Here is an 11,615-nt window from a genome sequence, read left to right as displayed (position 1 = left end):
GGGAACAGTGTCCCTCACCGCGGCCGGTTCGGCAGCACCGGATCATCGTCCGGAACGGTTCCTCGCGCGGATCGCTTTGCCGAGTGGGGCAACCGAATTGGCGAGCCCGAACAGCACTCGCTCGGCGATCGAGTGCTGCGGGGGCAGGACGGCGAGCTGCCGGGCGAGGTCGAGCCCGTTGACGATCGCGGTGTTCGACTCGATCAGCCCCTCGCGCACGACGAACACGTCCGAGCAGGTCGAGCCGTCTTCCGTTCGGCGCCAATCCGATCAGCGTCGCGGTGCCGTCGAACCGGCCCCGCATCCGCCAGTGCACCACGGCACGCTCGTCCTGCGCGGTGACCGAGAGGATGTGCACCGTCAGGTCGGGGACCGCGGCATGCACGTCGCGGAAGAAGGCCACGATCTCGTCCGGAGCGCGCAGATCGGCGACGCCGACGAACACGTCGAGCGCGCCGGGCCGCCAGCAGTCCGCGACGGTCTGCCAGTCCTGCTCGCCGATCGCCTCGACATAGCGACGCGCGACCGAGCTCGGGTCGCTTGGGTTGGTCACCGGTAGTCCTTTCCTCGGAACACAGCGGAGTTGCTCCGCTGCGCACATCATGGCGCTCCCGGCGGCGATTGACACCGGTTCGGCACAATGAAACGCTGGTTCTCTTCTCTTCTCACAGAGTTTCGGCGAACGGGGTCGACGATGACCGGATCCGAAGGGCGCGTACCGGGCAAGGCGGTGCGGATCGCGATCGTGACCTACCCGGGGATGACCGCGCTCGACGCGATCGGGCCGTACGAGGTGTTGCGCTTCGCGCCGGGCGCCCGGATCCGCTTCGTCTGGCACGAGCCGGGGCCGATCACGACCGACAGCGGAGTACTGCTGCTGGGCGCCACGCATTCGTTCGACGAGACGCCCGCGCCGGACATCCTGCTCGTGCCCGGCGGTCCCGGCTCGGCGGCGGCCGCGGTCGACGACGCGCTGCTGGCCTGGCTGCGCAACGCGCACCGGGGCACCCGCTGGACGACGTCGGTGTGCACGGGTTCGCTGGTGCTGGCCGCCGCCGGTCTGTTGAACGGACGGCCCGCCACGACGCACTGGCTGGCGCAGTCCGCGTTGCGCGGGCTCGGGGCCGACGCCAGACCGGACGAACGGATCGTGCGCGACGGAAGGATCGTCACGGCCGCGGGGGTCTCCGCGGGCATCGACCTGGCGTTGTGGCTGGTGGGGGAGACCTTCGGCGCGGAGCAAGCCGAAACGGCTCAGCTGATCATCGAATACGACCCGCAGCCGCCGTACGACGCGGGCCACGTCGGCAAGGCGTCGCGCGCGGTCCGGCTCGCCGCCACCGCCCAGCAGGCCCGTACCGTGATCGAGCCGGACAACCTCGGGGAGTTCGCCAAGTTGTCGGCCGCCGTGCCGCAGCTGGCATGGCGCGCCGCGGTTCGCCGGGTGCGCGAACGGGGGAAGGGACTCAGGCGTCTCGCCACTTGATCGAGCAACCCATGCTCGGCCGGTGCGGTTCCGGGGCCGGCTCGCCCGCGAGCACGGCTTCGACGGCCGTGCGCAAGTCGTTTCCGGTCAGTGGTTTCCCGTTTCCGGGCGTCGATTCGTCGAAGGCGCCACGGTAGGCGAGTTCGAGGTTCGCGTCGTAGAGGAAGAAGTCGGGGGTGCAGGCGGCGCGGAAAGCCCGGCCCACGTCCTGGGCCTCGTCGACGAGGTAGGGAAAGGTCCACCCCGCGCGGATCGCCTGGTCGCGCAGACGCAACGGCGCGTCGTCGGGGTAGGCGGACGCGTCGTTGGTGCAGATCGCCACGGTCGGCATGGACGGCAGCGAGTCGACCAGTTCGCCGAGCGCCGCCTCGATGTGCTTGACGTAGGGGCAGTGGTTGCAGGCGAAGACGACCAACAGACCCGGCCCGTCGGCGAAGTCGTCCCGGGAGTAGATCCGCTGGTCGAGATCGGGAAGGGAAAAGTCGGGTAGCGGGGTGCCGATGGGAACCATGTGTGAGGTATGCGCCATGGTGTGCCTTCCGTCGGGATCGAAGACGACAGCGAGCCTAACGCCGTGTCGTCCGATTCGTCGGAAATACGCGGACGAACCGTCACACGGCGTGGCGGCCGGTCCTACCTGGCCAGATCCGACGGATCGGTGTTCGCTCCGCAGAGCACCACGCACACCCGCTCGCCCGGCGCGGGCCGGAACGCGGGCTTCTCGGCGAGTACCGCCGCAAGGGCGGTGGCCGCACCGTGCTCGACGGCGAGTCGGCGTTCCTCCCACAGACCGCGGCGCGCGGCGACGATCGCGGCGTCGTCGACGAGCACCGAGTCCACCTCGTAGCGCCGTGCGGCCGTCAGCGCCATCTCCGCGGCCCGCCGGGCGCCGAGTGAGTCGGCGGCGACCGAGTCGACCTCGACGTCGACGACTTCTCCGGCCGCGATCGCCGCGTGCAGCGCGCGGCAACGAACGGGCTCCACGGCGACGGTCCGGACGCCGTAGTGGGCGGCGGCGGTGGCGACACCCGAGAACAATCCGCCTCCACCGACGGCGACCACGACGGTGTCGAGATCCGGAATCCGCTCGTGGATCTCCGTCATCAAGGTGCCCGCGCCCGCGGCGATGAGGGGGTTGTCATAGGCGTGCGAGAGCAGGGCGCCGGTGGCGTCGGCGAAATCGCGGCTGGCCGCCAGCGCGTCGGCGTATTGGGTGCCCACCAGACGGACGTCGGCGCCGTAGGAGGCGAGGCGGTCTACTTTGACGCGCGGCGCCGTGGTCGGCAGGAACACCGTGGCGGGAACGCCCTGACTGCGAGCCGCCCACGCACAGGCCAGTCCGGCGTTGCCGCCCGAGGCGATCGTCACGCCCACCGGCGCAAGCGTGCCGTTCTCCCGGTGCGTGAGCAGGAAATTGAGCGCGCCGCGAGCTTTGAAGCTTCCGGTGTGCTGAAGGAACTCCAGCGCGAACCACAGCTCGCCCGCATGGTCGGCCTGCGCCATCGCGACCGGTCGGACCAGCCCGGCCACCCGTTCCGCCGCGGCCTTGACGTCGCTGTGGGTCAGTTCCATGAATCTCCTCGGGGCACGGTCGGTCGACGCTCAATACTCGCGGCGGTGCGGCGCGAACTCGAGGGTGAGCAGCGCCGCGGCGGCGACGAGCACCTCGCGCCAGCGGACCAGCACGTAGCGCTCATCCGACAGCGCGTGGAACTTGCGCAGGAAACGGTAGAGCGATTCCAGCCGGATCAGCGGATCACCCAGATGGGCCAGCAGGTAGAGGCCCGCCCGCGTCGTGCGGGATTTCCGCTTCTCGGCGAACAGTTCCGGGAACGGGGCGAAAGCCAGCGAGATCCGGCGGATGTCGTGCTCGGCGGCGTACTCGACCAGATCGACGATCATGCGTTCGTCCAGGCCGTTGGGCGCGTCCTTGCGCCGCCACGGCACGTCGAGACTCAGTTCCCGCCCCCGCCCGGAGGTGCCGTAGCGCTGGAAGCCCGCGGGGCTGCCGTTCTCCTGGTTGGCGATGACCACCAGCATGTTCGGGTTCCGCCCGTCCAGCAGATGGTCCAGGATCATCGAGAAACCGCGGGACTGCCTGCCGTGTTGCCATTCGTCGACGATGGCCAGCAGTTCCCGCCGCCGCGCCTCGGTGAGCGCGGATTCGGCCACCACCTCGGTGCTGACGCCGAAGTTCTTGGTGCGGCTCACGGCCTGGCGCAGGTTGCGGAACTTGCGGCCGACCAGGTTGAACTCGTGCACGTCGAGCACCACGTCGCGCCCGATCGGAACCGCGTGCAACCCGCGGTGCTCGAGCGCTCGCAGCCGCCACAGCTCGGCCAGTTCCGGGCTCGCGCCCAGCACAGCGACGCGCCAGCCGTGGTCGACCGCGAATTCGGAGAACGCCGTGATCAGCTCCGGGAACGCGGCGCGGTCGCCGATCGGATCGCCCGCCACGACGGCGACGCCGAAGCGGGTGCGATAGCCGATGGCGGCGGTCGAGGACGAGTCGAAGAAGTAGGTCTTGGCGGAATGCAGGGCGAACGGCGCCAGCGGGTCGCCCTCGGTGCGGCGCACCAGTTCGGCCACGCGATACAACTGTTCGGGCTGCGGTTTGCTCGGCAACGGTCGCACCAGGACGAAGCCGGTGGCGGCGAGCAGGACGAAGCCCGCGCCGGGATGCTCGGCGCGGTAGGCGAGGTGGGCGACGACCACGACCAGCACCGTCGCCGTGACGTGCGGAAGGGTGATCGGCCGCCGCAGATGCAGCCCGCGGGCGATGAACACGCCGGACAGCGCGAGGGCGACGAGCCAGCCGTGGTCGACGCCGTCCTGGGAGGTGGCATCGGATTCGTAGGCCAGCACCACCGCGATGATGAGCGCCGCGATGATCAGCGCGGTGCGCGTCGCGGGCGTGGTGGTGAAGGCGGCTTCCCGGTAGCCGCTGAGCCTGGCGGCGCGCAACGTGCGCGAGCCCGAGGTTCCCGGTCCGTCAGCCACGAGCCGGACCTGATCCGCTCACGCGTTCCGCTGCCCACGACACTTTCGCCATGGTGGCCCTCCAGATGATCGCCTACGGACACACTATCCGGACCCGTCGGTTCGAGGGGTAATGCCTTTCCGAATCGGCCGCTGACCGGGGCTGCGCGAAGCCGTTCACGTCCTCGATCGCCTTCTGCCGGGTGAGCGCCGCGCGCAGTGGACCGCGCGCCGCGAAGAACGCGTCGCGCGCGACCGTTCGGCCGACCACGGGCGCAGGCCGGAGGCGTCCATGAAGAAGAGCACGCCAGGATTGCCCGGAGATGATCTGTGATCCGGTCGAGGGATCGGTAATTGAACCTTATTTCTTTCTCTGTGGGGCTCTTTCGGGCAATTGCGGTCGGATTGCCGATTTCTCGGCGTGTATCCAAGATTTTCTTCTCCCTCGTTGTCATGCTCAGTGCCTGGCTGATCCGAACCAATCGCCTGGTGAGTGGGCACGACGAGAGGTCTGACTGTGAAAATGAGCTGGATGGCGATCCCCGCGCTGGTCGCCGCCACCGTGGCCGGGTGTTCCGACGACCCGTCCGCGAGCGGGGAATCGACATCTACGAGTGCCGCCGCGGCCCCGAGTGCTCCGGTGACGATGAGCGAGGCGCGTGACGAGGCGGCGGCGGACAGCGGCATCCGGATTTTGCTGGGCGAAGCGAAGAAAGTCCCCGTACCCGCCGATGCGGTGCTCGATATCAAGGCGCCCGCGGCGTGGGGGCCGGCCGCGAACGCCATTCGCTGCGCGGTGACCGATAGTTCCGGGCGGAACGAAGATCTGCGCTCGTCGGATGCGAAGAAGACCGAGACGATCGGCGGAGCGGAATGGGTGACGGTGTGGACGTTTTCCTCCGCGCCGAACAGTGACGTCACCGTCGCGTGCAAAGATCCGGAATCGAAGATCGCTGCGGCTCACCGCGATCCCTACCTGCGGGTGGTGCCGCGCGAAATCGTCCCGATCGCACCGCCGCAGCGCTGACCCTCCGTCCATCGGCGGGTGCCCGGCCTGCTCGGGCGCGCACCGCGACCAGCCGGTAGACCCGGGACGCCCGCACGCTTGCGACACCATCAGGCGGGTGAGCTGGTTGCGCACCGGATCCGTCGGCCGACGGTCGGGATCAGTGACCACGGCGCGCGCGGCCTGTCGGTAAGCCGGAGTAGCGTCGGCGGCGTGAACGAGGTCGCCGCCTATCACGAGCGGCCATCGCGGTACGAGGGCGCCGTGCTGTGGACCAAGACCGTCGATGGCCGTGGCCCGGCGCTGCCGGTGCTGCCCGACGGGTGCATGGATCTGATCTGGATGGCCGGTCGGCTGATCGTCGCGGGGCCGGACACCCGCGCCCACCACCCCGGGGTGTCGCCGGGCGGTCGGTACATCGGCGTCCGATTCTTCCCGGGCACCGCGCCCGCGTTGCTCGGCGTCTCCGCACGCGAGTTACGCGATCAACGGGTCGATCTCACCCAGCTGTGGCCGTCTGCGACGGTCCGGTCGCTGGTCGGACGGCTGGCGGACGCCGACGATCCGGCGGCAGCGCTCGAAGCAATCGTGCTGCGGCGCGCGGCCGACGCCGAACCGGCCGATCCGCTCCTGCGGCGGGTGGTCGGCGCGCTGGAGGCCGGTCGGCCGGTGGTGGCGGTCGCCGAGGCGGCGGGGCTCGGCGAGCGCACCCTGCACCGGCGCTGCGTGGACGCTTTCGGTTACGGCCCCAAGACTCTGGCCAGAGTGCTGCGCATGCAACGCGCACTGGCCGCGGCACGCGGCGGCGTGCCGCTCGCCGACACCGCGACGCTGGCGGGGTTCGCCGACCAAGCGCACCTGTCCCGCGAGGTGCGCGCACTGGCGGGAGTCTCGATGGGGGAACTGCTCGCCCGGTCCGAGCGTGCTCTCGCCGGCTATTCGGCGCCGGTGGGCAGCGCGGCGTACAGGTCGACGCCGTTGCCGTCGGGGTCGAGCACAACGGCGTAGCGCTGCCCCCAGAAGGCGTCCCACGGCTTCAACTCGCCGTGGTACCCCGCCTCCACGAGTTCGGTGTACACGGCGTCTACTTCGGCGGGATCGGCGCACCGGAAGGCGATCCCGAGGCGGCCCGCGGCAGTCGGCGGCGTCCACCCGGTGTGGAAAGACGCGATGACGGCTTCGGTGTCGAGCGTGAGCCGCAAACCGCTGGGCAGGGCCGCCTCGGCGTGCCCTTCCTGTTCGGAGGCCGCCGGGAAGTCGAGCCCGAGACGGCGATAGAAGGCCACCGAGGCGGCCATGTCACTGACGACGATGCCGATGACGTCGAGTTGTGGTGTCATATCCGCAGCGTAGGCAGTGCCACGCCGAGCCGTCTTGAACGAATCGGACAGTGCTCAGCGTGCCGGCGCCGGGACGAGTTCGGCGATCAGGTTCTCCACCAGGATGCGGATGCGGTCGCGAATGGTACGCACCACGTCGATGGTCTGGTCCGCTGGATCCGGCAGCATCCAGTCGCGGTAGCTGATGCCGGGGAAGAACGGGCAGGCATCGCCCGCGCCCATGGTGACCACCACGTCGGAGATGCCGATCGCGTCCATGGTGAGCGGTTTGGGGGTGCGGCCGGAGATGTCGATGCCGATTTCGGCCATGGCGTCCACCACGATGGTGTTGAGTGTCTCGGCGGGCGCGCTGCCCGCCGACCGCACGTCGAACCGGTCACCCGCGAGGGCGGTGAGGAACCCGGCGGCCATTTGCGAGCGGCCCGCGTTGTGCACGCAGACGAACAGCACACTGGGCTTGTGGGACATGGAGAGCGCCTTTCGATGTGCAAGGTGGAGCATGAGTGTGCCTGCGGTCCGGCTGCGGTGAGCCGAAACGCTGTCGTAGCGTACGAGATACGTATACCAGCGCGCCGTGGATCGTTACGGCGCGCCGTGCCCTCGCGTGTCCGCGCGGACGAGCAGCGCAGGTCAGCGGCTCGAATCCGTTGCGGCACAGCTCTTGCGGTCCCTGCGGGCGCAGCGGCGCCGGAGTGGACTGGACAGTAGTTCCGCAGTGCCTGCCCACCGGGACGTACGGGAACGCTTCGTCGGAAGCGTGCCGTCGGGACCGGCAGAGCAATTGCCATTTGCGAAAGTCCGGCACATGCGAGGCAATGCGCGAAGGACGTCCGGTGTGTGCTTCACGTTCGGCCTTCAAACAGCGCAACCCCGGTCGACGCGGGTCGACCGGGGTGTGGCGGGAGTTCAGCGCGATAGATGACCTGGCGGGACTTCCGCCGGGCAGCGGCTCGCGCCGGATGGGTCAGATCGGACGCAGGTCGATCATCTTGCGCAGCCGCTGCCGGTCGCGTTCGAGGCGGCGTGCTTCGTAGGCGATCGGGAAATAGCGCAACCGCTCCGGCAACAGCGGGACCAGTCGCGCGATGAGCCAGCCGAGCACGCGGAGCTTGCGTTCGTCGGCCGCGGTCCAGGTCAGTCCCAGCTTCTGCCGGGCGACCTCGGGCGTGGTGCCGACCGTCACGAAGTGCTGGAGCCGGCCGATCGGCGCCACCGCCGCTTTCCAGGCCGGATGCAGGGCACGCGGCAGCTGCTTCGGCGCAGCCACGGAGCGGATCACCCGCAGGTAATCACGCGCGGTGTCGGTGGCGACCAGATGGTTCGCGACGGTGTCGTCGAAGAACTTCTCGAACTCGGCGTAGTTCGCGGGGATTTCCTTGGGCGCCACCGAGAAATTGCGCAACAGCTGCAGTGTCTCCTGGAAGTACGCCTCCTTGTCCGCCTCGGTGAGCGGGCGCTTGGCGAAGTACTTGGCGCTCTCGGTGAAGGCGAACGTTCCGGTGTGCAGCACCCAGGCCCACGGGGCGCTGGACAGCGCGGTGTGCCGGACGCCGTTGGCGTCGGTGGTGTTCAGCGACGCGTGCAGCTCGCGCAGCCGGTCGGCCTCGGCGAGCGCCTCCTCGCCGCCGTAGACCCACATCATCACCGACGCCAGGCTGCGCATGGCGCGGCCCATCGGGTCGGTGCGGAAGGTGGAGTACTCGTCCACCACCGCGGAGATGGTCGGCTCCATGGTCTGCAGAAGGAAGGCCGAACCCGCGGTGAGGGAGAAGGTGACCAGTCCGGTCTGGTCCCACATCTGCGTGCCCGGTTCGATCGGGCGGCGGGGCGGCAGCGTTCGCGCGCCGGTGGTTTCGCGTGCGACGGACGCGGTCATCGTGATCTCCCTTGATCGGCCGAAGTTATACAATGAGATGATAACCCTAACAATCTCTCATCGTCTATCTGTCGCGGCGGACTCGTCGCCGCCCCTAGGCTGTGCAGATATGACGACCGAGTGGCGCAGTCGTACCGGCCGGATCGGAGTGCTCACGGGCGCGGGCATCTCCACCGATTCCGGCATTCCCGATTTCCGCGGCCCGCGCGGCGTGTGGACGAAAGACCCGATCGCCGAACTGCTGTCGACGTATCAGAGCTATGTGGCCGATGCCGCCCTGCGGGAACGCGCCTGGCTCGCGCGGCGGGACAATCCGGCTTGGCAGGCCGTGCCGAACGCCGCGCACAACGCCCTCGCCGACCTGGAGCGGGCCGGGCGGGCGGTCACCATCATCACGCAGAACATCGACCGGCTCCATCAGCGGGCGGGGTCGTCGCCGGAACGGGTGATCGAGATCCACGGCAACATGTTCGAAGTGGTCTGCATCGAATGCGACTACCAGACCTCGATGGCGGCCACTTTGGAGCGGGTGGCCGCGGGCGAACCCGACCCGCCGTGCCCCGGCTGCGGCGGCATCCTCAAGGCGGCCACCGTCATGTTCGGCCAGCAGATGGACCGCCGCACCATGACCAAGGCCGCGCTCACCGCGGAGACGAGCGACATCTTCCTGGCCGTCGGAACGTCGTTGCAGGTGGAGCCGGCCGCGTCGATGTGCTCTATCGCGGTGGGCAACGGCGCCGACCTGGTCATCGTGAACGCCGAGCCGACTCCGTACGACGCCATGGCCACCGAGATCGTTCGCGAACCCATCGGCACGGCGGTGCCCCGCCTGGTCGCGGAACTGCTCGCCGGGTGACCGGTGCGGCGTCGCGGGTGGATCGAGCTCAGCCGACCGGGCCGAGTACCCGGTCCAGGTAGGGGTTGGCGAAACGCCCTTTCGGGTCGAAGCGACGCCGCACCTCGGCGAACCGATCCCAGTCGGGATAGCGCTCGCGCAGCGTTGCGGCGGTCTGGAAGTGGCGCTTGCCCCAGTGCGGTCGCCCCTGGTAGCGGTCGAAGACCGATTCGCAGGCGCGGAAGTACGGCTCGAAGTCCATGCCGCGGTATTGGTGCACCGCGATGTAGCAGGTCTCGCGGCCGCCCGCCGGAGAGAGGAACGCGTCGTCGGGCGCGACCCACCGCACCTCGATGGGCATCGGGGTGTCGAAGCGAGCGGTCAGTTCCTTGATCTCGCGGATCGCGTCGACGGAGTGCTCGCGCGGGATGGCGTACTCCATCTCGGTGAAGCGGATCAGGCGTGGCGAGGCGAACACCCGGTAGGAGCGGTCCACTTGACGCCGGTAGCTACCCGCGTAGGCGGCGCTGCGCTGGATGAGGGGGACCATGCGCGGCTGTCTGCGGCTCACTCGGCACAGCGCGTCGAACAGGTGATTGGACATGAGGATGTCGGCGAACCAGTCCACCGCCTTGCCGCGCGGCTGCTCCCGCAGGGCCACGCGGTTGTTGCGCTTGGTCATGGCCAGTGCGCTGTGCGCGAACATGTAGAACTCGAAGTGCTCGTTGCCGTCGACGAACGAATCCAGGTCGGCGAGCACCTCCTCCACCGGGATCGGTCGTTCGATGCCCTCCAGGACGAAAGACGGCACCATCCGCAGCGTCATGGCGGTGACGACACCCAGGGCGCCGATGCCGACCCGCGCCGCCCGCCAGCCGTCGGGATCGGTTTGCTCGTTCAGTTCGACCCGGCTTCCGTCGGCCAGCAGCAGTTCGACCGAGTGCACCGCGGCGGAGAGGTTCTGCAAGGCCGCGCCGGTGCCGTGGGTGGCGGTGGCGGTGGCGCCCGCGACGGTCTGCACGTCGATATCGCCCAGGTTGGGAAAGGCGAGGCCGTGCTCGTGCAGGGCCGTGCTGGCGGCGTTCAGGCTGATGCCTGCCTCCACCCGGACCAGGCCGCTCGCCCGGTCGACGTCGAGCACACGGTTCAGCTTCGCCAGGCTCAGCAGCGTGCCGTCGGTCAGGACGGCGTCGGTGAACGAATGCCCGGTGCCCGCGACGCGGACGGTGCGGCCGGCGGCTTCGGCATCGGCCAGCAGGTCGGCCACTTCCTCGACGGAGCGCGGTGTGGCGAGGATCGCAGGCGCGCACTGCTGATCGCCGGCCCAGTTCACCCACGAATTGGTCATGTGACCAATTTACGGGAGCGAACGTGACGCGCGCTACTTACGGTTCGATTTCGCTACCGTTTGCGCCAGCCGCAGGTCAGGTGCTGCTTGGCGTGCTCGACCTCGTCGTCGGTCAGCGGCGGGACGACCAGATGCTGGCGCGGTGTGCCGTCGCCGCGCACGCCGTTCAGCATGATGGCCATATACCGCTGCCACACATCGGGATTGACCGGCTTGGCGAACTCGGCGAGGCCGTCGACCATGTGCACGAGCGCGAAGAAGTCCGAGGGCTCGATGCCGTCGGCGAGGACGCCCGCGTCGCGCGCTCGGGCGCAGATGGCGGTCACGGTGGGCTTGATGCGATCGCGCACGACCGTGAACCGGTCGGTCTCGCCGTCCTCGAGTTCGAGCATCACTTCGCTGAACCCTCGATTGGTGGCCATGTGCCGACACGCGTAGTCGAAGAACTCGACGAGTCCGAACCAGGGATCGGGGTGCCGGTAGGCGGCGTCGGCCGCGTCGGCGAAATCGTTCAGGTTCTGGTCGAAGACCTCGACGATCAGTTCCTTCTTGTTCGCGAAGCGGCGGTAGACCGTCCCGACGCCCACACCCGCGCGCTCGGCCACGTCGTCGAGGGTGATCTCGAGTCCGTGATCGGCGAACAGTTCCCGGGCCGCGGCGATGATCCGCTGCTGGTTACGCGCGGCATCGGCCCGCAGGCGCCGGGGTGGGGAGGCGACCGTGGCGTGATTCACATCTTCATTCT

At 69.2% G+C, this 11,615-nt stretch carries 13 protein-coding genes and 1 pseudogene; 4 read left to right on the top strand and 10 right to left on the bottom strand.

Annotation, left to right across the window (positions count from 1 at the left end):
- Positions 1-42: 42 nt before the first annotated feature.
- Entirely contained in the window at positions 43-219 is a 177-nt protein-coding gene (locus tag ON19_RS42930; RefSeq protein ID WP_169334202.1) for a hypothetical protein, read from the bottom strand.
- 31 nt (positions 220-250) lie between these two features.
- Positions 251-601, bottom strand: a pseudogene (locus tag ON19_RS44720) (ester cyclase); the annotation flags it as partial.
- A gap of 93 nt (positions 602-694) precedes the next feature.
- Between ON19_RS44720 and ON19_RS22240 the strand changes: the two are divergent.
- On the top strand, positions 695-1,486 hold the full coding sequence (locus ON19_RS22240) for a DJ-1/PfpI family protein (RefSeq protein ID WP_083899545.1): 792 nt from the start codon (positions 695-697) through the stop codon (positions 1,484-1,486).
- Here the strand turns inward: ON19_RS22240 and ON19_RS22235 are convergent.
- From ON19_RS22235 to ON19_RS22225, 3 genes are all read right to left on the bottom strand, one after another.
- Positions 1,467-1,997: a thioredoxin family protein gene (locus ON19_RS22235; RefSeq protein ID WP_255218403.1), complete on the bottom strand. Its 531-nt coding sequence runs from the start codon at positions 1,995-1,997 to the stop codon at positions 1,467-1,469. The two genes, ON19_RS22240 and ON19_RS22235, sit on opposite strands and share 20 nt — an antisense overlap.
- Positions 1,998-2,119: 122 nt before the next feature.
- Entirely contained in the window at positions 2,120-3,058 is a 939-nt protein-coding gene (locus tag ON19_RS22230) for a serine/threonine dehydratase (protein WP_043696134.1), read from the bottom strand.
- A gap of 30 nt (positions 3,059-3,088) precedes the next feature.
- A complete protein-coding gene (locus ON19_RS22225; RefSeq protein ID WP_227954651.1) occupies positions 3,089-4,486 on the bottom strand; it encodes a bifunctional lysylphosphatidylglycerol flippase/synthetase MprF in 1,398 nt (465 codons plus the stop codon).
- A gap of 511 nt (positions 4,487-4,997) precedes the next feature.
- Between ON19_RS22225 and ON19_RS22220 the strand changes: the two genes are divergently transcribed.
- Complete coding sequence (locus ON19_RS22220) at positions 4,998-5,492, top strand: hypothetical protein (RefSeq protein ID WP_157229784.1); 495 nt, start codon at positions 4,998-5,000, stop codon at positions 5,490-5,492.
- 192 nt (positions 5,493-5,684) lie between these two features.
- Positions 5,685-6,479, top strand: coding sequence for a helix-turn-helix transcriptional regulator (locus ON19_RS22215; RefSeq protein ID WP_043696129.1), 795 nt, complete (start codon positions 5,685-5,687; stop codon positions 6,477-6,479).
- On the opposite strand, the gene ON19_RS22210 is transcribed toward ON19_RS22215, so the two are convergent.
- The 3 genes from ON19_RS22210 to ON19_RS22200 form a co-directional block, all read right to left on the bottom strand.
- Positions 6,407-6,811, bottom strand: coding sequence for a VOC family protein (locus ON19_RS22210; RefSeq protein ID WP_043696126.1), 405 nt, complete (start codon positions 6,809-6,811; stop codon positions 6,407-6,409). The genes ON19_RS22215 and ON19_RS22210 overlap by 73 nt on opposite strands.
- A gap of 54 nt (positions 6,812-6,865) precedes the next feature.
- Positions 6,866-7,279 carry an arsenate reductase ArsC gene (locus tag ON19_RS22205; protein WP_043696123.1) on the bottom strand — a complete coding sequence of 138 codons (414 nt, stop codon included), beginning with the start codon at positions 7,277-7,279 and terminating at the stop codon, positions 6,866-6,868.
- Between the two features lie 496 nt (positions 7,280-7,775).
- Positions 7,776-8,687 (bottom strand): oxygenase MpaB family protein, encoded by a 912-nt coding sequence (locus ON19_RS22200; protein ID WP_051169169.1) that lies wholly within the window; start codon positions 8,685-8,687, stop codon positions 7,776-7,778.
- Between the two features lie 109 nt (positions 8,688-8,796).
- Here ON19_RS22200 and ON19_RS22195 point away from each other — a divergent pair, with 109 nt between their 5' ends.
- Positions 8,797-9,543, top strand: coding sequence for an SIR2 family NAD-dependent protein deacylase (locus ON19_RS22195; RefSeq protein ID WP_043696120.1), 747 nt, complete (start codon positions 8,797-8,799; stop codon positions 9,541-9,543).
- A gap of 28 nt (positions 9,544-9,571) precedes the next feature.
- On the opposite strand, the gene ON19_RS22190 is transcribed toward ON19_RS22195, so the two are convergent.
- Both ON19_RS22190 and ON19_RS22185 read right to left on the bottom strand, forming a co-directional pair.
- A complete protein-coding gene (locus ON19_RS22190) occupies positions 9,572-10,870 on the bottom strand; it encodes a D-arabinono-1,4-lactone oxidase (protein ID WP_043696117.1) in 1,299 nt (432 codons plus the stop codon).
- 53 nt (positions 10,871-10,923) lie between these two features.
- Positions 10,924-11,604 carry a TetR/AcrR family transcriptional regulator gene (locus ON19_RS22185; RefSeq protein ID WP_043696114.1) on the bottom strand — a complete coding sequence of 227 codons (681 nt, stop codon included), beginning with the start codon at positions 11,602-11,604 and terminating at the stop codon, positions 10,924-10,926.
- Positions 11,605-11,615 lie beyond the last annotated feature (11 nt).

The sequence above is a fragment of the Nocardia abscessus NBRC 100374 genome (assembly GCF_000308455.1).
GTDB lineage: Bacteria > Actinomycetota > Actinomycetes > Mycobacteriales > Mycobacteriaceae > Nocardia > Nocardia abscessus.
This window is presented reverse-complemented; position numbering and strand designations above follow the sequence as displayed.